21 protein-coding genes are annotated in these 21,831 nt (G+C 48.0%); 20 read left to right on the top strand and 1 reads right to left on the bottom strand.

The genetic code is table 11. The annotated features are described in order from the left end of the window. Positions 1–7: 7 nt before the first annotated feature. The 14 genes from A1s21148_RS05745 to eno all read left to right on the top strand — a co-directional run bounded on the left by A1s21148_RS05745 (position 8) and on the right by eno (position 14,422). A complete protein-coding gene (locus tag A1s21148_RS05745) occupies positions 8–1,084 on the top strand; it encodes a cell division protein PerM (RefSeq protein ID WP_223299375.1) in 1,077 nt (358 codons plus the stop codon). Continuing rightward, complete coding sequence (purN, locus tag A1s21148_RS05740; protein WP_095671475.1) at positions 1,081–1,659, top strand: phosphoribosylglycinamide formyltransferase; 579 nt, start codon at positions 1,081–1,083, stop codon at positions 1,657–1,659. Before A1s21148_RS05745 ends, purN begins: the two co-directional genes overlap by 4 nt. Continuing rightward, positions 1,652–3,193 (top strand): bifunctional phosphoribosylaminoimidazolecarboxamide formyltransferase/IMP cyclohydrolase, encoded by a 1,542-nt coding sequence (gene purH, locus A1s21148_RS05735; RefSeq protein ID WP_095671474.1) that lies wholly within the window; start codon positions 1,652–1,654, stop codon positions 3,191–3,193. Before purN ends, purH begins: the two co-directional genes overlap by 8 nt. A 39-nt stretch (positions 3,194–3,232) precedes the next feature. Continuing rightward, positions 3,233–4,075 carry a bifunctional methylenetetrahydrofolate dehydrogenase/methenyltetrahydrofolate cyclohydrolase gene (locus A1s21148_RS05730; protein WP_095671473.1) on the top strand — a complete coding sequence of 281 codons (843 nt, stop codon included), beginning with the start codon at positions 3,233–3,235 and terminating at the stop codon, positions 4,073–4,075. Then, complete coding sequence (locus A1s21148_RS05725; protein ID WP_095671472.1) at positions 4,063–4,290, top strand: hypothetical protein; 228 nt, start codon at positions 4,063–4,065, stop codon at positions 4,288–4,290. Before A1s21148_RS05730 ends, A1s21148_RS05725 begins: the two co-directional genes overlap by 13 nt. Before the next feature lie 43 nt (positions 4,291–4,333). Further along, entirely contained in the window at positions 4,334–5,299 is a 966-nt protein-coding gene (mdh, locus tag A1s21148_RS05720; RefSeq protein WP_095671471.1) for a malate dehydrogenase, read from the top strand. Positions 5,300–5,311: 12 nt separating this feature from the next. Next, positions 5,312–6,526 (top strand): NADP-dependent isocitrate dehydrogenase, encoded by a 1,215-nt coding sequence (locus A1s21148_RS05715; RefSeq protein WP_095671470.1) that lies wholly within the window; start codon positions 5,312–5,314, stop codon positions 6,524–6,526. Between the two features lie 2 nt (positions 6,527–6,528). After that, positions 6,529–7,236 carry a Type 1 glutamine amidotransferase-like domain-containing protein gene (locus A1s21148_RS05710; RefSeq protein WP_095671469.1) on the top strand — a complete coding sequence of 236 codons (708 nt, stop codon included), beginning with the start codon at positions 6,529–6,531 and terminating at the stop codon, positions 7,234–7,236. Positions 7,237–7,257: 21 nt separating this feature from the next. Then, positions 7,258–8,769 (top strand): L-arabinose isomerase, encoded by a 1,512-nt coding sequence (gene araA, locus A1s21148_RS05705; RefSeq protein WP_095671468.1) that lies wholly within the window; start codon positions 7,258–7,260, stop codon positions 8,767–8,769. Between the two features lie 191 nt (positions 8,770–8,960). Next, positions 8,961–10,226: an ABC transporter substrate-binding protein gene (locus A1s21148_RS05700; RefSeq protein WP_095671467.1), complete on the top strand. Its 1,266-nt coding sequence runs from the start codon at positions 8,961–8,963 to the stop codon at positions 10,224–10,226. Between the two features lie 219 nt (positions 10,227–10,445). After that, positions 10,446–11,279 carry a carbohydrate ABC transporter permease gene (locus A1s21148_RS05695; RefSeq protein ID WP_095671853.1) on the top strand — a complete coding sequence of 278 codons (834 nt, stop codon included), beginning with the start codon at positions 10,446–10,448 and terminating at the stop codon, positions 11,277–11,279. Continuing rightward, positions 11,276–12,169, top strand: coding sequence for a carbohydrate ABC transporter permease (locus A1s21148_RS05690; protein WP_095671466.1), 894 nt, complete (start codon positions 11,276–11,278; stop codon positions 12,167–12,169). The genes A1s21148_RS05695 and A1s21148_RS05690 overlap by 4 nt, the downstream gene beginning before the upstream one ends. A 13-nt stretch (positions 12,170–12,182) precedes the next feature. Continuing rightward, on the top strand, positions 12,183–13,154 hold the full coding sequence (locus A1s21148_RS05685) for a phosphotransferase family protein (protein WP_095671465.1): 972 nt from the start codon (positions 12,183–12,185) through the stop codon (positions 13,152–13,154). Continuing rightward, entirely contained in the window at positions 13,154–14,422 is a 1,269-nt protein-coding gene (eno, locus tag A1s21148_RS05680) for a phosphopyruvate hydratase (RefSeq protein WP_095671464.1), read from the top strand. The genes A1s21148_RS05685 and eno overlap by 1 nt, the downstream gene beginning before the upstream one ends. Before the next feature lie 70 nt (positions 14,423–14,492). Here the strand turns inward: eno and A1s21148_RS05675 are convergent, their stop codons facing one another. After that, positions 14,493–15,575 carry an ABC transporter ATP-binding protein gene (locus A1s21148_RS05675; RefSeq protein WP_095671463.1) on the bottom strand — a complete coding sequence of 361 codons (1,083 nt, stop codon included), beginning with the start codon at positions 15,573–15,575 and terminating at the stop codon, positions 14,493–14,495. Positions 15,576–15,754: 179 nt separating this feature from the next. On the opposite strand from A1s21148_RS05675, the gene A1s21148_RS05670 reads away from it, so the two are divergent. The 6 genes from A1s21148_RS05670 to A1s21148_RS05645 are packed head-to-tail and all read left to right on the top strand — an operon-like array spanning position 15,755 to position 21,831. After that, positions 15,755–17,047 (top strand): hemolysin family protein, encoded by a 1,293-nt coding sequence (locus A1s21148_RS05670; RefSeq protein WP_095671462.1) that lies wholly within the window; start codon positions 15,755–15,757, stop codon positions 17,045–17,047. 23 nt (positions 17,048–17,070) lie between these two features. Next, positions 17,071–18,069 carry a tryptophan--tRNA ligase gene (gene trpS, locus A1s21148_RS05665; protein WP_095671461.1) on the top strand — a complete coding sequence of 333 codons (999 nt, stop codon included), beginning with the start codon at positions 17,071–17,073 and terminating at the stop codon, positions 18,067–18,069. Next, the gene (locus A1s21148_RS05660; RefSeq protein WP_095671460.1) at positions 18,069–19,058 is read left to right on the top strand and encodes a BMP family ABC transporter substrate-binding protein; all 990 of its coding nucleotides are present in this window, start codon (positions 18,069–18,071) and stop codon (positions 19,056–19,058) included. Before trpS ends, A1s21148_RS05660 begins: the two co-directional genes overlap by 1 nt. After that, positions 19,048–19,446 (top strand): cytidine deaminase, encoded by a 399-nt coding sequence (locus A1s21148_RS05655; protein ID WP_095671459.1) that lies wholly within the window; start codon positions 19,048–19,050, stop codon positions 19,444–19,446. Before A1s21148_RS05660 ends, A1s21148_RS05655 begins: the two co-directional genes overlap by 11 nt. Continuing rightward, positions 19,439–20,737: a thymidine phosphorylase gene (locus tag A1s21148_RS05650; RefSeq protein ID WP_095671458.1), complete on the top strand. Its 1,299-nt coding sequence runs from the start codon at positions 19,439–19,441 to the stop codon at positions 20,735–20,737. The genes A1s21148_RS05655 and A1s21148_RS05650 overlap by 8 nt, the downstream gene beginning before the upstream one ends. Continuing rightward, positions 20,737–21,831 carry an adenosine deaminase gene (locus tag A1s21148_RS05645; RefSeq protein WP_095671457.1) on the top strand — a complete coding sequence of 365 codons (1,095 nt, stop codon included), beginning with the start codon at positions 20,737–20,739 and terminating at the stop codon, positions 21,829–21,831. Before A1s21148_RS05650 ends, A1s21148_RS05645 begins: the two co-directional genes overlap by 1 nt.

Here is a 21,831-nt window from a genome sequence, read left to right as displayed (position 1 = left end):
CGGTCAAATGTTGCAACGTGTCCTAGCGGTCTCGTTTGCACAGGTTTTGCGTAGCGTCTTTGTAATCCTTCTTCCGCTTGCCTTTATATCTCTAATCGCCTGGGCGACAGCTGGAAGCGCAACTGGAAATACTTCAGATCCAATGCGGGCAGCGCTCTGGCTCTGGCTAGGTGCGCACCACATTCCATTTAACTTAAGCGGAACAACGATTGGGTATCTATCTTTCCTTCCGATTGGTGCGATGTTGATCCCATTCTTTGCGCTTCGAGTTGGATTCACTAAAGCCCTTAGTAAATTACACGGCGACTTTCATAACATTAATACCGTTCGTTCAATCTTTGCCGGTCAATATGCATTGGTCGCAACACTTCTTTCGCTCTTTAGCCGTTCAACCAACGTGTCACCACAGTGGTATCTAACGCCCATATTTACCTTTGGGATCGCCTACCTAGCGGCATTAACTGCCGGATCACGAGTTCGAATTTCGCAGGCAGCATCTTTAGCAAGCCGCGTTCTAGCAATCTTGCTTGGCTTCTCATTTATCATTCTTGCAATTTTGATCTTTACAAATACTGCGACCTTCAAGAATATCTCAATCGTCTTACAACCGGGGATTCTCGGCTCCTTCTTACTATTTGCGCTAAATGCTTTCTATCTTCCCAATGCGGCGCTATCGATACTCGGATACTTCACCGGAACTGGCTTTGCAGTTGGCGCCGGAACTTTAGTCTCACCATTCACGCATCGCTTAGGTGAACTACCCGCACTTCCTCTTCTATCAGTGCTTCCTACAACTTCTTCACGGTGGGCGCTAATTGCGGTCGCACTAGTTGTAGTCGTAGGCGCTGCTCTTGCGATATGGGCACAGAGCTCTAGTACCACAACACTTATTCAAAGTTTCGTGCAGCTCTTGATCGCAACCGCTCTTTTAAGTTATCTAGCCAGCGGTTCTTTAATGACGCCGGCAATGAGCGCGGTTGGCTTATCAATTTGGAAATTCACCCTTTCCATCGCAGTTGAGATTGCTTTAGGAATCGCGCTGGTAGTTCTACTGCCGCAGATAAGAATTCGCGCTAAACGATGACTAATCCGCGAATCGTCATACTGGCTTCAGGTAGCGGAAGTATCGCCCAAGCAATTATCGATGCGCAGCACAGCGATGACTTAAAAGCAGAGATCGCCTGCGTTATCTCTGATCAAGCAAGTGCCAGAGTTTTAGAACGCGCCGAAGCGGCAGGAATTCCAACCAAAATTATTGCGATGACCGAAAATCGTACGGACTGGGATAAAGAAATTGTTGCAGCGCTAACTGATCTACAACCCGATCTCATCGCAAGCGCAGGCTTTATGCGGATCCTTTCGGCCGATTGTGTATCTAAATTTAAGATCGTAAATAGCCATCCAGCTTTGTTGCCGCTCTTTCCAGGCGCCCACGCGGTTCGAGATGCGCTGGCCGCTGGCGCTAGAAAAACTGGGACCACCATCCACTGGGTTGATGCGGGAGTAGATACCGGAGCGTTAATCGCTCAAGAAGAAGTTGAAATCACGCCTAGCGATACTGAAGAGTCGTTGCATGAACGCATTAAGATTGTCGAAAGACGTCTCTATGTCGCGACGTTGCAACAACTACTGAACGAATCAGTGAGGTCTCATGACTGACCGCAAAGCTATCCGTCGCGCACTTGTAAGCGTTTACGATAAAGATCGTCTTTTAGAACTCGGCAAGGTGTTAACCGAAGCCAAGATTGAAATACTTTCAACTGGATCTACTGCAAAGACGTTAGCCCAAGCAGGTTACGCAGTTACCGAAGTCAGTTCTTACACCGGTTTTCCCGAGATTATGGGTGGTCGCGTAAAGACCCTGCACCCAAAGATTCACTCAGGCATATTGGCCGATCAAGATAATCCCGAACATTTAGCGGCGATAGCAGAATTAGATATCGAGCCTTTTGATTTAGTTGTTATCAATCTCTATCCGTTCTTGCAGACGATTATGTCGGGCGCTGAATATGTCGAGTGCATTGAACAAATTGATATCGGCGGTCCTTCGATGTTGCGCGGTGCAGCTAAGAACCACGGCTCAGTTGCTGTTATCTCAAAAGTTTCACAGTACGACGATCTGTTTACAGCGATTAAAGGTGGCGGAACTACGCTCGATGAACGTCGCCGCTTTGCCCTAGAAGTCTTTCGCACCACCGCTGAATACGATTTAACAATTGCATCTTGGCTTGGCACACAGATCAGCACCGATATTCCAGATTGGTTTGGCTTGATATGGAATCGCGAGAGTTCGCTTCGTTATGGCGAGAACCCACATCAAAAGGCGGCGATCTATCGCGGTGGTCCTCCGGGAATTGTTAACGCCGTGCAGAGCCATGGCAAAGAGATGTCATTTAATAACTACACCGATGCTGATGCAGCGTGGCGTGCAGCGTTAGATCACCAACAGCCTTGTGTTGCAATCATTAAACATGCCAACCCATGTGGAATAGCAACTGGTAAAGATATCGCTAGCGCTTATTTAGCAGCGCATGCATGTGATCCCGTTTCAGCATTTGGGGGAGTCGTAGCGGCAAATCGCAAAGTAACCGTTGCTATGGCCGAACCGCTGTCTCAGATTTTTACTGAAGTAATAATCGCTCCAGAGTACGAACCAGCAGCGTTGGAAATTCTGATGCGTAAACCTTCCATCAGAATTCTCACCTGCGCTAATACCTTTCTATCGCCCTTTGAAATTCGCCCCGTATCAGGTGGAGTACTTCTTCAAGATACCGACAAGATCAGCGCCGAAGGTGATTCTCCAGCTAACTGGAAGCAAGTGACAGGTGCTGCAGTTTCCGCTGAAGTGTTAGCTGATCTCGAATTTGCTTGGCGCTCGGTGCGCGCAGTTAAGAGCAATGCGATCTTGTTGGCACACAATGGGGCAGCAATCGGAATCGGAATGGGCCAAGTAAATCGCGTGGACTCTGCAAAACTTGCAGTTGCGCGCGCTGGCGATCGCGTTGCCGGAACAGTTGCGGCAAGTGATGCCTTCTTCCCGTTTGCAGATGGTTTACAGATTCTGATCGATGCCGGTGTAACAGCGGTTGTGCAGCCAGGTGGCAGCGTTCGCGATGAAGAAGTAATTGCAGCAGCAAACGCCGCAGGAATTGCAATGTTTTTTACTGGCACACGCCACTTCTCGCACGCCTAATTTCGCTAGCCACAACTAACTCGAATAGGATCTGGAGTTATGACAGCAACAATCCTTGATGGCAAAGCACTTGCCGCCACCATCAAAGGGCAACTTGCTGCACGCGTAACCTCGCTAAAGGCTAATGGGATTGCGCCAGGTCTCGGAACAGTTCTCGTTGGCGATGACCCAGGTTCTATTTCTTATGTTGCGGGAAAACATCGCGACTGCCAAGAAGTCGGAATCAATTCAATTCGCGTTGATCTAAAGGCAGATGCATCGCAAGCCGATGTGCTTGCAGCAATCAAGGATTTAAACAACGCTAAAGAGTGCACTGGATATATCGTGCAACTGCCGCTTCCCAAAGGGATAAATACTCAATTAGTTCTGGAATCAATTGATCCGGTAAAAGATGCTGATGGTCTACATCCAATTAACTTAGGTCGACTTGTCTCTGGTTTTGATGCACCACTTCCATGCACTCCGCGAGGCATCGTCGAATTAATCAACCATTACAAAATTCCGCTAGCAGGTGCAGAAGTTGTGGTTATTGGTCGCGGCCTAACAGTGGGACGTCCACTTGGGTTGCTGCTAACTCGCAAGCAAGAAAATGCCACAGTAACTCTGACCCACACCGGCACTAAAGATTTGCTTTCACACACTAAGCGTGCCGACATTGTTATCGCTGCAATTGGTAGCGCACATTTCTTAAAGGCGAGCGATATTAAACAGGGCGCAGTTGTTATTGATGTTGGAATCTCTAGAACTTCTGCTGGTTTACTCGGAGATGTTGACCCAGGTGTTATGAACATTGCCTCTTTTGTTGCGCCTATGCCTGGTGGAATCGGACCGATGACTCGGGCGATGTTGCTACAGAATGTTGTTGAAGCATGCGAGAGATAAATTCAATCGGTGTGCGTCTGGCATACCTAATCATTGGCCTTGGTTTTCTAGCTGGGGTGGCATCCTTTGTTCGCCTCGGCTCGATCGCGATCGCCATCGGTATGGGTGTGATTGCGATCGCACATTGGAAAACTGGAAAAGTTGAACGGTATTTAGCCCTCGGAATAGCGCTGGCTCTCTTGGCCGTGGCGATTTCACTTCCGCGCGGGTTGTAGAGTTTCTCTCGATATCAAGAGAACGTAAGAGAAAGAGTCGGTTATGTCTGCCAAAGCAATTTCCGGAAAAGTCACCGTTGTCGGAGCTGGTTTCTACGGCTCAACAACTGCCCTTCGTCTAGCTGAATACAACATCTTCGAAACCGTTGTGCTCACAGATATCCTCGAAGGAAAGCCTGAAGGCTTGGCGCTTGATATGAACCAATCACGTTCTATCGAAGGATTTGAAACCAAGATCATCGGTGCGACTACAACTGCTGATGGCGCAGGATATGAAGCAACTGCAAACTCTGATGTTGTTGTCATTACAGCAGGCTTGCCACGTAAACCAGGTATGAGCCGTATGGATCTGATCGGTGTAAATGCCGGAATCGTTCGCGGCGTTGCTGAAAATATTGCAAAGCACTCACCTAATGCAGTGATCATTGTGGTCTCAAATCCACTCGATGAAATGACAGCGCTTACTCAGCTTGCAACTAACTTTCCAAAGAATCGCGTGATGGGCCAGGCAGGAATGCTTGATACAGCACGCTTTACAAACTTTGTTGCTGAAAAACTTGGCGTTGCCGTTGGTTCAGTCAAGACGCTAACTCTTGGATCACATGGTGACACGATGGTGCCAGTCCCAAGCCGTTGCACTGTAGATGGCAAGCAACTCTCTGAACTTCTTTCACAGGCAGAAATTGATGAACTTGTAGATCGCACTCGTAACGGTGGCGCAGAAGTTGTTGCGCTCCTCAAGACCGGTTCTGCTTACTACGCACCATCAGCTGCAGCTGCACGCATGGCTAAAGCGGTAATCGAAGACTCAGGTGCAGTAATGCCAGTTTGTGCTTGGGTTGATGGCGATTACGGAATCTCAGGCGTTTACCTCGGAGTGGAAGCTGAGATAGGCCGCACTGGCGTAAAGAAAGTTGTCGAAACAAAACTCACCGATTCAGAACTTGCTGGGCTAAAGGAAGCTGCGGAAGCAGTCCGCGCCAAGCAAGCAGATGTTCAGACACTCTAGTAAGGAAAAGATATGAGCAAAATCAAAGTAACCGGAACTGTCGTCGAACTAGATGGCGATGAGATGACCCGCATCATGTGGCAGTTCATCAAAGATTCCTTAATCCTTCCTTACCTCGATGTAAACCTCGAGTACTACGACCTCGGCATGGAACATCGCGATGCCACAGATGATCAGGTAACTATTGACTCGGCCCGCGCTATTCAAAAGCATGGCGTTGGTATCAAGTGCGCAACTATTACCCCCGACGAAGCGCGCGTTGAAGAATTTGGCCTTAAGAAGATGTGGAAGTCACCTAACGGAACAATCCGCAATATCTTGGGTGGAGTGATCTTCCGCGAGCCAATCATCATTTCAAACGTGCCACGATTGGTTCCTCACTGGACTAAGCCAATCGTTATCGGCCGTCACGCATTTGGCGATCAATACCGCGCAACTGATTTCAAAGTTCCAGGTCCAGGAAAGCTAACGATCTCATTCGTTCCTGAAGATGGCTCTGCGCCAATTAACACTGAAGTCTTTAACTTCGAATCTTCAGGCGTGGCAATGGCGATGTACAACGTAGATGATTCAATCCGCGACTTTGCCCGCGCTTCACTTAACTACGGACTACTTCGTAAGTTCCCGGTTTACCTTTCAACCAAGAACACAATTCTTAAGGCATACGACGGTCGCTTTAAAGATATCTTTGAAGAGATCTTCCAAGCTGAGTTCAAGCCACAATTTGATGCTGCTGGCATTTGGTACGAACACCGCCTTATCGATGACATGGTCGCTATGTCACTTCGTATGGAAGGTGGATATGTCTGGGCATGTAAGAACTACGACGGAGATGTGCAATCAGATACCGTCGCACAAGGTTACGGCTCACTAGGATTGATGACCTCAGTACTTATGACTCCAGATGGAAAGATCTGCGAATCAGAGGCAGCGCACGGAACAGTTACTCGCCACTACCGCGATCACCAAGCAGGTAAGGCTACTTCAACTAATCCGATCGCATCAATCTTTGCTTGGACTCAGGGGCTTGCTCACCGCGCCAAGTTAGATAACAACGCTGAGCTTGCGAAGTTCTGTTCAACGCTAGAACGTGTCTGCATCGAAACTGTTGAATCAGGGAAGATGACAAAAGATCTATCTCTTCTCATCTCTAAGGATGCGCCATATCAAACGACTCAAGAGTTCCTCAATTCAATTGATGAAAACTTGAAAGTTGCAATGGCCTAAAGATGTCTGTTAACCAACCGGGTGCTTTAGCGCTAGTTGGTTCTGGAGAATATTTACCCGAAGCGCAGTTGCTCGAAACAGAGCTACTGCGCTTAGGTATTTCTCGCGGTAAATCAAATACTTATGTACAGATTCCTACCGCCGCCGGGAAAGAAGGCGACGACCGTTTAGATTTCTGGCGACGACGCGGCGCCGATCAAGGAGCGCGCATTGGCTGCGAAGTTAGATACTTGCCGGTGCTTAGCCGTGAAGATGCTTTCAATGAGCAGTGGATCGAAGCGATAAAGAGCGCCGGATTAATTTACTTTTCTGGGGGAGACCCAGTTCATTTATCTGAAGTATTTGCAGACACTCCTATGTGGGAAGCGATAGTTAGCGCATGGCGTGAAGGAGCTTCGCTAGCTGGTTGCTCTGCAGGAGCGATGGCCTTCTGCGGCAAGATTATTGGAATTCGCCGATCGCACATTAGTCCTGGGTTAAATCTCTTACCTGAAATCGAAGTAATTCCGCATTACGACAAATTTTTAGGATGGCTACCTGATCGCGTTACCGCGGCGATTATGCGTAAAGATGCCGGTACCGCCCTTGTGGGAATAGATGAGAATACCGCCTTAGTTCTTACTGATAATTGGCGCAAATATGGAAGTGGAAATGTACATATTTTGCGTGGGGATATTGAGATAGCCACGGATCTATTTCCCATTAACTAACGCTCATGTACTATCTGCAGAATGAAATCACTTAGCGAAAAAGGTTTAGAAGTTTGGTTTCTCACCGGAAGCCAGCCACTCTACGGCGATGATATTTTGGCTCAAGTTGCCGAACAATCTAAGCAAGTAGTAGCAACGCTAAATGCCGCAAGTGATCTTCCAATTAAGGCGACCTGGAAGCCAGTGCTAACAACACCTGAAGCGATTAAAGCGCTATGTCTAGAAGCTTCAGCGAATCCCAACTGCATAGGCGTAATTACTTGGATGCATACATTTTCACCAGCCAAAATGTGGATCGGTGGCCTTAACGCACTTCAAGTTCCAATCCTGCATTTAAATACTCAGGCGAATTCTGAACTTCCATGGGAAAGCATCGATATGGATTTCATGAATCTAAATCAGGCCGCGCACGGCGATCGCGAACATGGCCACGTGCAAGCACGCCTGCATATGGCGCGCAAAGTAGTTGCCGGGCATGTAAGCGATAAGAACGTTACAACTCGTATCGCACATTGGATGCGCGCTGCTATTGGTTGGCATACAGCGCAAAACTTAAAGCTCGCACGCTTCGGCGACAATATGCGTTATGTAGCAGTTACCGATGGTGATAAGACAAGTGCCCAGATTGCACTTGGCATGTCTATTGAGGCATACGGTGTAAACGCACTTGTCGACGCCGTTGCTGCAGTTGAAGAGAGCGCAATTGATTCGCTAGTTGCCGAGTATGAAAAGATCTTTGAAGTTTCTGCCGAACTTAAAAAAGGTGGAGCCCGCCACGATTCACTGCGCTATCAGGCATCTCTTGAAATTGCGCTCGAGCGATTCTTAGAAGCCGGAAACTTCACCGCATTTACAACTAACTTTGAAGATCTAGGAGCCCTCAAGCAACTCCCAGGTTTAGCAGTGCAACGCATGATGTCGAAGGGTTATGGCTTTGGTGGGGAAGGAGACTGGAAAACATCAGCACTACTTCGCATTATTAAGAGCATGACCGAAGGCCTGAAAGGTGGAACTTCATTTATGGAGGATTACACCTATCACTTCGGACCTGGCGAACCAAAAGTTTTGGGCGCACATATGCTCGAAGTCTGTCCCACAATTACAGATCAAAAACCAAAGTGCGAAATTCATCCACTTGGTATCGGTGGAAAAGATGACCCAGTTCGTTTAGTTTTCAACGCAACACCTGCACAAGGTCGCGTAGTTGGTTTAATGGATCTCGGTGATCGTTTTCGCATCGTTTCAAATGACATCGAAGTTGTTAAGCCAGATAAAGAGTTAAAGAAGTTACCTGTTGCATGTGCGGTCTGGAAGCCGGCCCCATCTCTTGCCACTTCGGCCGAATCCTGGATCTACGCCGGCGGCTCCCACCACACCGTCCTGAGTACATCTTTGGATATCGAGACCCTAAATGATTTCGCCAATATCGCCTCCGTAGAGCACTTGCGCATCAGCGCCGCGACCACCAGCGATGAGTTCCACAAGGAAATCAAGTGGAATGGCGCTTATTACAAGCTCTCTTCTCTTACCTAGAGAACCCTTCGTTGGGCGGGGTTTTTAGCCCGCCCTTTGTAACCTAAACGTTACCGCCAAAGGGCCGCAATGGGTTGACTCACCCCTAACCCCGAACAAAGATACCTATATGTAGATTCCTGGTCCCCAAAAAATCCAGGCTGATACATATCCCGTAGTAGGAAATCCCTCTACATCGAGAAAGGCGTTACATGCTAAAGAAGTCAAAAGTAGCAGCTGTCTTCGCTGCACTTGCACTTGTTGTAACAACAGCTCCAGCATCATCTGCTGCAACTGATAAGCAACTTGAAATCTTTACCTGGTGGGCATCAGGCGGAGAAGCTGCAGGTCTAGAAGGAATGACAACTGAGTTCAATGCAAAGAACCCAAAGACTCCATTTATTAACGCAACAGTTGCAGGTGCAGCTGGCGTTAACGCAAAGGGCGTACTTGTATCACGTATGCAAGCTGGAAATCCACCTGACACATTCCAGGCACATGCTGGTGAAGAACTTTCATCATATGTAAAGGCTGGACAGGTTGAAGACCTTTCATTCCTTTACAAGTCAGAAGGATGGGACAAGATTTTCCCTAAGGATCTCGTAAAGACCCTTACAACAAACGGAAAGATCTACTCAGTTCCTGTAAACATTCACCGTTCAAACGTTCTATGGTGGAATCCAGCAGCTGCAAAGAAGGCTGGAATCACTAAGGCTCCTGCATCACTAGATGCAATGCTCGTTGACATGGCCAAGTTCAAGAAGGTCGGAATCGACGGAATCGCACTTGCTGGTAACGGCGACTGGGCGATTGCTCACCTATTCGACTACGTACTACTTGCTTCAATGGGACCAGATAAGTTCAACGGTCTATGGACAGGTAAGACAAAGTGGAGCGGTCCAGAAGTTGCTAAGGCAATTGATTACCTTGCAAAGATTCTTGCATTCGGTAACTCAAGCAAGTCACTTGACTGGCCAGATGCAGGCAAGCTTGTAACAACAGGTAAAGCCGGCTTCTTCATCATGGGTGACTGGGCTTCATCACAGTGGCAGTCAGAAGGCCTAAAGCTAGGCAAGGACTACACATGGGCTCCAGGTCCAGGTACTAACGGTATCTACCAGTGGCTATCAGATTCATTTACATTGCCTAAGGGCGCTGTAAACCGCGATGCAGGTATCGCCTGGTTGAAGGTCTGCGGATCTTTGGCTGGACAGGATGCCTTCAACCCTAAGAAGGGTTCAATCGCAGTTCGTACAGATTCAAATCCAAAGCTATATGACAGCTACCTCCAGGCAGCAATGAAGTCATGGAAGAAGGATCGCCTAGTCGGTTCAACTGTCCACGGCGTTAACTGGGGCAATGCTGGAATGGCTGCGTACAACTCAGCAGTTGGACGCTTCTATTCAGGCGGAGGAAAAGATAAGAAGGGCTTTGCAAAGGCACTCGATGCAGCTCTAAAGGCACACGTAAATAGCTAATTAATTAGTTATTTAGGTAAGTGTTTTAAAGAAGTTGTCGAAGTTCTGGCGGAATCGAAAGGTTTCGCCAGAACTTCGACACTTTTAATATTTCTAGAGATTCTTAAGTTTCTAAATAGTCTAAATATTTTGAGAGGCGACACCTAAGTGAAAGTAAAGAAAAATCGAGTCCATAGCCCATGGGGCGGATTCTTTTTCGTACTCCCATCAATTATCGCGATGGCGGTTTTCGTATACGGAATGATTGGTTACACACTTCGTGAATCTTTGATGAATCGCACCAACTCATACACCGAAGATGTTAGCTATGTAGGTTTCGCCAACTATGTAGAACTTTGGCAAGATCCTGAATTTACACACGCACTCTCTAACCTTCTAAAATTCACTGCAGTATTTATGATCGGATGTTTGCTCTCCGGCTTGATTATGTCTTTATTGTTAGAAAAGGGAATCAAGGGCGAAGGCTTCTTCCGCTCTACTTATCTCTATCCAATGGCGATCTCATTTATCGCTATGGGAACTTCATGGCGCTGGTTGATGGACTCAGCCCGCGATGCAGATGCAACAGGCCTTAACTACCTATTGCAGCAAGTAGGTCTAGGCGCTCTTCAGAGCGACTGGTACACATCTGAGGCTGGTTCCATGTATGCGATGTCACTGCCTGCTATCTGGCAGATGGCGGGTTATGTAATGGCGCTCTTCTTAGCCGGCTTCCGTGGCATTCCAGATGATCTTCGCGAAGCAGCGCGTGTAGATGGCGCCAGCGAATTTAAGATCTATCGCCACATCTTGTTCCCACAACTATCACCAACATTCTTAACGGTCTTGATTATCTTGGGCCATATTTCGATGAAGGTCTTCGACCTCATCTTCGGTATCGCAACTAAGAGCTATGTAACCAAGGTTCTTGCGATCTATATGTGGCAAGTTATCTTCGATTTCCAGAACTACGCCAAGGGAGCTGCAATTGCGATCTTGATCCTCTTGATGATCGCTGTAGCAGTCATTCCATATCTAATCTATGTAAATAAGACAGAGGAGGCGAACAAATGAGTTCAGATATCGCATCCCGCGTCACCCGCAAGGTTGATGTTCGCAATAAGAAGAAACTCGATGGCGTCGGTCAATTCTGGTTGGTATTTCGCTATTTCGCGCTAACCATTCTCTTTGTAATCGCCGCTCTGCCTATCTACATCATGGTGATCAACTCAGTTAAGGGCATCACTGGCGTAACTCAATCGGCAGCATTTATTCCACCGACTTCCCTCGACTTCAGCGCTTGGGGTCCAACGTGGGAGATCTTGCGCGAGCCTATGCTCCGCACACTCTTCTTCGTAGTCCAATCCTCAGTTATCTCAGCGGTAATCGGTGCGATCAACGGGTTCGTCTTTGCTAAGTGGCGTTTCCGCGGATCTACATTTGTATTTACAACTTTCCTCTTCGGAATGTTCATTCCTTACCAAGCGATCATGATTCCACTGACTAAGTTCAATCAGTGGGCCGGAATCGGTAACACGATCTACGTATTGGTATTTGCCCACGTGATCTACGGTATTCCGATCTGTACCTTGATCTTCCGTAACTACTACGCAGCGATTCCAAACGAACTAATTGAGGCCGCACGTGTTGATGGCGCCGGAATGGTACGTATCTTCCGCACCATCTTCTTGCCACTCTCAATTCCGGGCTTTGTTGTTGTTCTTATCTGGCAATTCACATCTGCCTGGAACGACTTCCTCTTTGCGATCTTCTTAACTGGTGGTTCTCCGAAGTTATCTGTTGCAACAACAGCGCTTAACTTCATCACTGGTTCTGGCAACCAGGTTTACTACGGAAATAACATGACCGCATCGTTGATCGTTTCGATCCCAACGCTGCTGGTCTACCTATTCTTAGGTCGTTACTTCTTGCGTGGCCTCTTGTCAGGTTCGCTAAAGGGTTAAGTAAAGAAACCTCGTGCTCGATGAAGGTTCGGTAATTTCCTACCTTAATGAGCGCGGATTAATTTCAGGCAACGCCACCGTGGAAGTTCTCACAGGTGGCGTTTCCTGTGTTGTCTTAGCGGTCAAAAGTGCCGAGCGCGAGTTAGTTGTTAAGCAGGCTCTGCCTGAGCTAAAGACAAAAGCAAAGTGGGTGGCCGATCAACGCCGCGCAATTGTTGAGGCAGAGGCGATGCGCGTCTATCAATCGATTACTCCGGATAGCGTTCCAGAGTTGATTGATTGCGACGAAGCCAATTTCACTTTAACAATGTCACGTCTTCCAAACACCTGTACCAACTGGAAGCAGGATATGTTGGAAGGACGAATCCATCCGGAAATGGGTGAAAAACTCGGCAAGGTATTGGCGCAGTGGCACAACACAACTGCCGTTGATTCAGCGATTAAGGCGAAGTTTATGGAAGGCGAACTTTTTGAGCAGTTGCGAGTAAGTCCTTTCTATCGCGCAGTTGCAGATAAGAACCCTAATCTCCAACAAGTTATTAACTCATTGATTGAAGAGATTACGACCGAGAAAATCGCCTTGGTGCATGGAGATTTTTCGCCAAAGAACATCCTGGCAACGCCTGATCACAGCCCCATAGTCTTAGATTTCGAGGTCGCACATACTGGAAATCCTGTCTTTGATTTAGCTTTTGTCAGCGCACATCTGTTATGCAAAACTATAAGAACGCAGAGCGAAGCAGAGAAAGATGCGTTAGCCACTACTGCCTTGAACTTCCTAAATTCTTATCGCGAAACTAGTCGGATAAGCATCGCCAAGAGTCTTCCGCTACATGTTGCTCTCATCGCCTTGGCTCGGGTTGAAGGGGTATCACCAGTAAATTACTTGGATGAGCCTGCGAAGCAAAGGCTGGTAGCCACCACCAAGTCTGCACTGTTAGATTCGACTATGACTTTTGAGCAGCTATTTGAAGGCGCCAAGTAATGAATATTAAGAAGTTACTTGGCTATCAAGTACTCGATTCACGAGGCCGCCCCACTGTTGCGGTAACAATTACCTTAAGCGATGGCTCGCTTCACACCGCACGAGTGCCATCAGGGGCTTCAACGGGTGCACATGAGGCACGCGAACTCAGAGATGCTGGAACAACGAAGGCAGAGAGTTTCTACGCCGGAAAATCTGTTTACTCAGCTGTTGAAAATATTAATTCCAAGATTGCACCTAAGTTATTGGGCCACAGCCTGAATTTAGCTGCGATAGATGGGTTGCTCGTCGAGGTTGATCCAACTCCGGGTCATCAGGTAATTGGCGCCAATGCAACGCTAGCAACCTCACTCGCTGTTGCAAAAGCAGCAGCGCATGCATCAGGTAAATCTCTGGTCAGATACTTTCAGCCAGAAGGTGCGCTCTTACTGCCGATGCCGATGGTAAATATTTTATCTGGGGGAGCCCACGCCAATCGCAGCCTTGATATTCAAGATGTTCTAGTTGTTCCTCATGCCGCAAGTAATTTTGCCGAAGCCCTTTCCTGGATCGTTGCAATTCGTGAACGAGCAGCAAGTGATGGCAAGGCTCATGGCGTTACTCATTTAGTTGCTGATGAAGGTGGATTAGGACTCTCATTCCCAACAACCGACGATGCCTGCGAGTTTGTTTTGTCGCAGATCGAAGAACTTGGGCTATCTGGAAAAGTTTCACTGGCACTCGATATTGCATCAACCCAGTTCTTTGCCGATCACAAATACTCGTTAACTACATCTGGGCAGGTTTATTCGCCAGATCAATTCGTAGAAGAGATCCTTGATCTAGTTACTACCTACCCAATTTCATCGATTGAAGATCCCTTTGCCGAAGATGATTGGGCCTCATGGTCAGCCTTTGCCGCAAGCGCTCCTGCACATCTACAAATTCTTGGAGATGACCTCTTTACAACTAATTTACATCGCCTGGAACGCGGTATTGCAGAAAAGAGCGCTAACGCTATTTTGATCAAGGCCAACCAGAATGGTCTGCTTACCTCAACTCATCGCGTCCTAGATCATGCGCACGCAAATAACTTTGCAACGGTTGTCTCGGCCCGCAGCGGTGAGACTGAAGATTCTTGGCTGGCAGATATTGCAACCAGTTGGCGGGCGCAGCAGATTAAAGTCGGTTCTACACATGGATCAGAGCGCACCGCGAAATGGAATCGTTTACTTGAGTTAGAGGCAACTGAAGAAACAGAATTTGCCCGCCCCTTTAAAGCTCTTTAACTCTTAAAGTAAATAACCCCCGCCACATTGCGTGACGGGGGTTATTTACTACTTATTAATTACTTGTTTATTACTTTAGACGCTCTCCAGTTGTTGAGTTGAAGAGGTGAACTGATGCAGCCGCAGCGGTGACAGTGATTGTGTCGCCTGGCTTTGGTGGGTGCTTTGGATCCCAGCGAACAATTACTTGTGCGCCTTCATCAGTTGAGTTAGCAAAGTTCACAGATGAATCTGCAGGCTTGCCGTAGACGAATGCATCTGCGCCGAGTTCTTCGACAACTTCAACTAGAACCTTGAAGCCAGATGATGCAGGAGCAAAGCCTTCTGGACGAATTCCAACGGTTACTGATGAACCAGCAGATCCTGGAACGTCTACTGCGAGATCTCCGAGCATCGCCTTTCCGCCACTTACTGGAGCAGAGAGAAGGTTCATAGCAGGTGAGCCGATGAAGCCTGCAACGAATGCATTTGCAGGTGAGTCATAAAGGTTGCGAGGTGTATCAACTTGCTGCAATAGACCATCCTTAAGAACTGCTACGCGATCGCCCATAGTCATAGCTTCAACTTGGTCGTGTGTTACATAAACAGTTGTGATTCCAAGACGGCGCTGTAGCGCAGCGATTTGGGTACGAGTTGCAACGCGCAACTTCGCATCAAGGTTTGAGAGAGGCTCATCCATAAGGAATACCTGTGGCTCGCGAACAATCGCACGACCCATAGCAACGCGCTGACGCTGTCCACCAGAGAGAGCCTTTGGCTTACGCTCTAGATATGGCTCAAGGTCGAGCAACTTCGCTGCTTCATTAACGCGCTTTTCGCGTTCTTCTTTGGAAACTCCAGCGATCTTAAGTGCGAATCCCATGTTCTCTGCAACAGTCATATGTGGGTAAAGCGCATATGACTGGAAAACCATTGCGATATCGCGATCTTTTGGAGCAACATTTGTTACATCGCGGTCACCGATAAGAATGCGACCTTCGTCGATCTCTTCGAGTCCTGCCAACATACGTAGTGATGTTGACTTACCGCAACCTGATGGACCAACAAGAACCAAGAATTCACCGTCTTTAACGGTTAGGTTTAACTTGTCGACTGCAGGTTTGGTTGTGCCTGGGTAGATACGTGTTGCGTTTTCGAATACAACAGATGCCATTTAAGGTATCTCCTTCTCCGGGCAGGTACGTGCCCGACGGTCCGTAGGATGAAGGTGCTAGCCGGTTGGCTAGGCTCGCAAAGGATATGCCAAGCGTGGGCAAATAGGGAAGGGGCTAGAGAGATAGCCTCTGGGCGAGTTCACATCTCTCAGTTCTAAGCCGTAGAATTACCCCCATCATGGACCCTTACCCGATTGGTTCTTTAATCGGCGATCTCGCCTCCGTAGCTGGCCTGATCTTGCTCGGCTCATTCTTTGTGGCAGCCGAAATCGCCTTGATCTCACTTCGTGAAAGCCAAGTCCGCCAACTCTCAAGTAGAGGTAAACGTGGCGCCAAGGTTTCCGTCCTTACCTCTAACCCAAATCGCTTCTTAGCCGCTGCTCAAGTTGGCGTAACTGTTTGTGGATTCTTATCTGCCGCACTTGGCGCAGAAAGACTTGGCGTTTATGTCATTCCGCAGTTGGTTGATCTTGGTCTGTCAGATGATGCAGCAAATGTAACTTCGCTAATCGGCGTCACCTTAGTAATCGCTTACTTCTCACTTGTTTTTGGTGAGCTCGTTCCAAAACGTCTTGCGCTATTTCGCACTGAAGAGATATCGCTTTGGAGCGCTGGCCCTATTGATTTAACCGCCAAATTCTTTAGACCTGTGATTTGGCTGCTCTCTAGATCAACTGATGTTGTTGTACGTATCTTTGGAATTGATCCAAAAGAACAACGCAGCCAGATGTCTGAAGAAGAACTCCTTGATTTGGTAACTGGCCATGCTGCCTTGACTGCAGAAGAACGCGATATCGTAGAAGAAGTATTTAACGCTTCAGAGCGCCAGGTGCATGAAGTTATGGTTCCGCGCACCGAAGTTGATTTTATGGATGCCTCATTAACTGTAGGCAAGGCGATTGCGCTCGCCGTTGATCGCGCTCACTCACGTTATCCAGTTGTTCGTGGATCAACCGATGAGGTAATTGGATTTATCCACGTTCGCGATCTACTTGATACAACGTTGGTGAGCGCCGGCGGAAAGATTCAAGAGCTTGTTCGAAACATCATGTTTCTGCCTGGCACCAAGGGAGTTCTTCCTGCCCTTACCGAGATGCGCAATCAACGCCAACATTTAGCTATCGTGCTCGATGAATACGGTGGCACCGACGGCATCGTGACCCTCGAAGATTTAGTCGAATGCTTGATCGGCGATATCAAAGATGAATACGACACCGATGAAGCCGATGTTTCCATGGAATCGCGCACAGGTGATTTTGAGGTTGATGGACTGATTTCGATCGATGATTTACGTGAGCAGACAGGTATAGAAATCCCTGAAGGCCCATATGAAACAGCGAGCGGTTTTGTGATGCATTTCTTAGGCAGAATTCCCGTCGCACACGATGTAGTTGGCGTTAACGGGATTCGAATCACTGTTTTGACTATGGAAGGCAAGCGCGCTGGGCAGTTATTGATATCGCGTAACTAGCGATTCATGCGAGAATTACAACTATGACAAAGAAGAGAGTTCTATCGGGCATCCAGCCCACCAGTGACTCCTTCCACCTGGGCAACTATCTCGGTGCGCTAAAGCAATGGGTCGAACTCCAGAGCGGCAATGATGCCTTCTACTGCATCGTCGATCTGCACGCCCTAACCGGTGATATCGATCCAGCGCTGCTTCGCAAAAGAACTCTCTCATCTGCGGCGCAGTTGATTGCCCTAGGAATTTCTCCAGAGAAATCTACGCTCTTTGTGCAATCACATGTTGCCGAACATAACCAACTCGGTTGGATTATGGAATGCATAGCAGGCTTTGGCGAAGCTAACCGCATGACCCAATTTAAAGATAAGTCAGCAAAAGGTGGGGCAGATACTGCGCGCGTAGGACTCTTTACCTACCCAATGTTGCAAGCTGCCGACATTCTGCTTTATCAAGCAGATCAAGTGCCTGTTGGAGAAGACCAACGTCAACACATCGAGTTAACTCGTGATTTAGCGATCCGATTTAATACAAAGTTTGGCGATACCTTCAAAATACCTGAGGGTTACATTTTGAAATCTGGATCTAAAATTTACGATCTACAAGAGCCAACAAATAAGATGAGCAAATCAGCAGGCTCTGTCGCAGGTGTTTTAGAAGTTATGGATACGCCAGAGGCCAATACCAAGAAGATTAAGAGCGCGACCACTGATGCTGGCCGCGAAGTTACCTTCGACGAAAAAGGCAAACCTGGCATCAGCAACTTGTTAACTATCCATTCAGCCCTTTCCGGAAAGAGCGTTTCTGAATTAGAGAATGAATTTGCCGGAAAAGGTTATGGAGACTTTAAAGGCGCGGTTGCCGAAGTAGTTGTTGAGTACCTACGTCCGATCCGCACTCAGGCGTTGGAACTTCTGCAGGATGAGGCTCATCTAATCAAGGTCCTTCACGATGGCGCTGATAAAGCGCGCGCCGTCGCCAGCGCAACTCTGGCGCAGACCTATAAAAATTTAGGCTTGGTTCTCTAATGAAGTTTCGTGCAGCGCTAGCGATAGCTGCAATCGGGCTTTCGATTTTTAGCGCTCCACAAGCCAGTGCAGCAGGCAATATCTGTATCGCTTATGACACTGGTGGGCCAGGAGATCGCTCATATAACGATGCAACGCTAGCGGGCGTTAAAAAGGCGCAGAGTCAGTACTCATTTACATTCGAAAGCGTTGTTACTGATGGCACCAACGCCGATCGCAGTAAGCGAATCCGCACACTCACTACCAAGAGTTGCACGACAATAATTGCAGTTGGCGGTCAATACGCAAAAATTATCGAACCGCTCGCAATTGAATTTCCAAATACCCAATTTGCCATTATCGGGGATGCCTCAATTCCTTCTTTAAATGTCACATCAATTATCTTCTCTGAGAACGAAGCGGCATTCTTAGCGGGTTATAGCGCAGCGCTAGCCACTAAAAGTGGCAAGGTAGCGATGGTAACTACGCCTTCAAATGCAGATGGTTATGAAAATGGATTTCTCCTTGGCGTTACAGCAGCAAAGAAGAACGTTAGGTCTTTTGTAAAGTACACCGCAACTGAATCTGTGGTCTCCGCAAAGGCGCTTATTACCCTAGGTATAGATGTCATCTACGATGCCACAACTGGATCAGCTGATGGTTTGTTTGAGGCGATAGTTAAGGCGAACACCTCAAAGAGTCGCAAGAAGAACGCCCCTGAAGTTAATTTGATTATTACCGAACCTGATCTTTATCTAAGCGTCACTCCTGCAACTTCGAAGTACCTTATTGCATCTGTTGTTAAGCGAGTGGATGTTGCAGTATCTGCGATTATCGGCAAAGCAGTTAACAACAGCCAACTCTCGGATGTTATTGATGCTAAAGCCGGCATCTACGGACACCGTTACGGAATTAGCGATAAAGGAATTGAAATAGTTATTAAATCTAAGCCGTTAGCTGCCCAAAGCGCAGCGATCAATGCGGCAGCGAGTGCAGCATATGCAAATTAATTGGGAGCATCTTAAAGAGCAGGCAACTGCGGCGATGAAGCAGGCCTATGCACCGTATTCAAAGTTTCCAGTAGGTGTTGCTGCACTTGTAGATGACGGTCGCATCGTGACCGGTTGCAACGTGGAAAATGCCAGTTATGGCCTCACTTTATGCGCAGAATGCGGCTTGGTTTCTTCACTTATTAACTCTGGTGGAGGACGCTTAATTGCATTTACCTGCGTTGATATCTCAGGGAACTTGTTAATGCCGTGTGGTCGCTGTCGCCAACTTCTTCAAGAACACGGCGGCTCAAAACTGCAATTGGCAACAGATGATGGCATCAAAACTCTCGCTGAACTATTGCCTTGGGCATTTGGCCCAGAAGAGATGGAAAAGCGTCTTGACTAGCAACTCTGTTGAACCGTTTGCCGCTGTAGAAATTATCGCTGCCAAACGCGATCGCAACGAACTTACCGATAAACAGATTGACTGGACAGTTGATGCCTATACCCGCGGAGTAATTGCTGACGAGCAAATGTCAGCTCTCCTGATGGCGATCTTGCTAAATGGCATGAACTCCCGCGAAATTTCACGCTGGACGACTGCGATGATTAACTCTGGCGAACGTATGAACTGGTCGATGCTTGATCGCCCAACTGCAGATAAACATTCAACTGGTGGCGTTGGCGACAAGATAACTCTTCCTTTGGCACCGCTAGTTGCTGCCTGTGGTGGTGCGGTTCCGCAACTTTCAGGACGCGGCCTTGGCCACACCGGCGGAACGCTCGATAAGCTCGAATCAATTCCCGGCTGGCGCGCCTCACTCTCCAATGAAGAGATGTTAAAAGTATTGCAAGACACTGGAGCAGTTATTTGCGCAGCAGGTGCTGGCCTTGCTCCGGCCGATAAGAAACTTTATGCACTGCGTGATGTAACAGCGACAGTTGAAGCGATCCCACTTATTGCTTCATCAATTATGTCTAAGAAGATTGCCGAAGGTACTTCAGCCCTTGTTTTAGATGTTAAGACCGGTAGCGGCGCATTTATGAGCGATCCGAAGCAAGCCGCCGAACTTGCACGCACCATGGTTCAACTTGGCATCGATGCTGGTGTGAAGACACGTGCTCTCGTTACGGCGATGGATGTTCCACTTGGGCTAACGGCCGGAAATGCCCTTGAAGTACGTGAATCTATTGAGGTTTTAGCTGGTGGGGGACCTGCAGATGTTGTTGAGTTAACCATTCTTTTGGCGCGCGAGATGATCGATGCCGCCGGAATTGTTGGAAAAGATCCTGCAGTTGCCCTGCAAGATGGTTCTGCGATGGATCATTGGCGCCGCATGATTGCCGCACAAGGCGGAGATCCAGATGCCAAACTGCCAGTTGCACGCGAACAACATGTAATCACCGCTCAAAATTCTGGAACGATGACCACGATGGATGCGATGAAAGTCGGCGTAAGTGCATGGCGCTTAGGCGCAGGCCGTTCTAAGCAAGGCGAGAAGGTGCAAGCAGGTGCAGGTATCGAGATGCATGCCAAACCTGGAGATTATGTTCAGGCAGGTGCACCGCTACTTACTTTGCATACCGATGAACCAGCTAGATTTGAACGCGCCTTAGAAATTCTAGAAGGTGCAATTTCCATCAAGGAAGGTGGAACAGTAAATCGTCTGCCTCTAGTAATCGAGCGGATAGGTTAATGAGCACTTTAAATTTGATTCCAACCCCAGAACAAGTCAAGCGCTTACCTAAGGCTTTGCTGCACGATCACTTGGATGGGGGCCTTCGCCCGCAAACAATTATTGATATTGCCAAAGAGATTGGCCACGAACTCCCAACCTATGATGCAACAGAGTTGGCCGAGTGGTTCCGCGCATCATGTGATTCAGGTTCGCTAGTCCGCTATCTTGAAACCTTCGCGCACACTGTTGCAGTTATGCAGCGCCCTGCAGATATTGTGCGAGTTGCACGTGAATGCGTGATCGACTTAGCCGAAGATGGCGTTGTCTATGCCGAAATTCGCATGGCTCCCGAGTTGTTAACTGAAAAAGGTCTTACTCTTTCCCAAGCGATTGAAGCGATCTTGCAAGGTTTCCAAGAAGGCGAGAAAGAAGTTGCTAAAACTGGAGGCAAGGTTCGCGCAGTTCTGCTCCTGTGCGGAATGCGCCAGAATAAACTTTCGCAAGAAGTAGCTGAATTAGCAGTTAAATACCGCGATCGTGGCGTCGTTGGCTTCGATATCGCCGGCCCCGAAGATGGCTTTCCACCAAGTGATCAGTTAGATACCTTTGAATTCTTACGCCGCGAAAATGCTCACTTCACAATTCATGCGGGCGAGGCTTACGGACTTCCTTCAATCTGGGAAGCGATTCAACTCTGCGGTGCAGAACGTTTGGGTCACGGCGTACGAATCATCGACGATATTGACTTGAATCACACACCGGCTCGCCTTGGAAAACTGGCCGCCTATGTTCGTGATCGTCGCATTCCTTTGGAAATGTGTCCTTCTTCAAATATTCAAACAGGTGCTGCTGCAAACTTTGCAGATCACCCAATCGGAGATCTCGCCAAACTTCGCTTCCGTGTAACAGTTAATACCGACAACCGTTTAATGTCAGCAACTTCGATGACCCGCGAAATGAACGAGTTGGTTAAAGCCTTTAACTGGAGTTTCTTAGATCTGCAGCGCGTGACTATCAATGCGCTAAAGAGCGCATTTATTCCATTTGAAGAGCGTCTGGCGATTATCGATGAGATCGTAAAGCCAGGTTTTGCAAAGATTTCTGCTGAATAA

The sequence above is a fragment of the Candidatus Planktophila lacus genome, from assembly GCF_002287925.1.
In the GTDB taxonomy this organism is placed as follows: Bacteria; Actinomycetota; Actinomycetes; order Nanopelagicales; family Nanopelagicaceae; genus Planktophila; species Planktophila lacus.
Note: the sequence above shows the minus strand (reverse complement) of the source record. Positions and strands in the feature narration are given on the sequence as shown.

Coding starts and splice junctions, on each gene's coding strand:
- A1s21148_RS05745 (WP_223299375.1), top strand. CDS start 8: ATGTTGCAACGTGTCCTAGCGGTCTCGTTTGCACAGGTTTTGCGTAGC.
- purN (WP_095671475.1), top strand. CDS start 1,081: ATGACTAATCCGCGAATCGTCATACTGGCTTCAGGTAGCGGAAGTATC.
- purH (WP_095671474.1), top strand. CDS start 1,652: ATGACTGACCGCAAAGCTATCCGTCGCGCACTTGTAAGCGTTTACGAT.
- A1s21148_RS05730 (WP_095671473.1), top strand. CDS start 3,233: ATGACAGCAACAATCCTTGATGGCAAAGCACTTGCCGCCACCATCAAA.
- A1s21148_RS05725 (WP_095671472.1), top strand. CDS start 4,063: ATGCGAGAGATAAATTCAATCGGTGTGCGTCTGGCATACCTAATCATT.
- mdh (WP_095671471.1), top strand. CDS start 4,334: ATGTCTGCCAAAGCAATTTCCGGAAAAGTCACCGTTGTCGGAGCTGGT.
- A1s21148_RS05715 (WP_095671470.1), top strand. CDS start 5,312: ATGAGCAAAATCAAAGTAACCGGAACTGTCGTCGAACTAGATGGCGAT.
- A1s21148_RS05710 (WP_095671469.1), top strand. CDS start 6,529: ATGTCTGTTAACCAACCGGGTGCTTTAGCGCTAGTTGGTTCTGGAGAA.
- araA (WP_095671468.1), top strand. CDS start 7,258: ATGAAATCACTTAGCGAAAAAGGTTTAGAAGTTTGGTTTCTCACCGGA.
- A1s21148_RS05700 (WP_095671467.1), top strand. CDS start 8,961: ATGCTAAAGAAGTCAAAAGTAGCAGCTGTCTTCGCTGCACTTGCACTT.
- A1s21148_RS05695 (WP_095671853.1), top strand. CDS start 10,446: ATGGCGGTTTTCGTATACGGAATGATTGGTTACACACTTCGTGAATCT.
- A1s21148_RS05690 (WP_095671466.1), top strand. CDS start 11,276: ATGAGTTCAGATATCGCATCCCGCGTCACCCGCAAGGTTGATGTTCGC.
- eno (WP_095671464.1), top strand. CDS start 13,154: ATGAATATTAAGAAGTTACTTGGCTATCAAGTACTCGATTCACGAGGC.
- A1s21148_RS05675 (WP_095671463.1), bottom strand. CDS start 15,575: ATGGCATCTGTTGTATTCGAAAACGCAACACGTATCTACCCAGGCACA.
- A1s21148_RS05670 (WP_095671462.1), top strand. CDS start 15,755: ATGGACCCTTACCCGATTGGTTCTTTAATCGGCGATCTCGCCTCCGTA.
- trpS (WP_095671461.1), top strand. CDS start 17,071: ATGACAAAGAAGAGAGTTCTATCGGGCATCCAGCCCACCAGTGACTCC.
- A1s21148_RS05660 (WP_095671460.1), top strand. CDS start 18,069: ATGAAGTTTCGTGCAGCGCTAGCGATAGCTGCAATCGGGCTTTCGATT.
- A1s21148_RS05655 (WP_095671459.1), top strand. CDS start 19,048: ATGCAAATTAATTGGGAGCATCTTAAAGAGCAGGCAACTGCGGCGATG.
- A1s21148_RS05645 (WP_095671457.1), top strand. CDS start 20,737: ATGAGCACTTTAAATTTGATTCCAACCCCAGAACAAGTCAAGCGCTTA.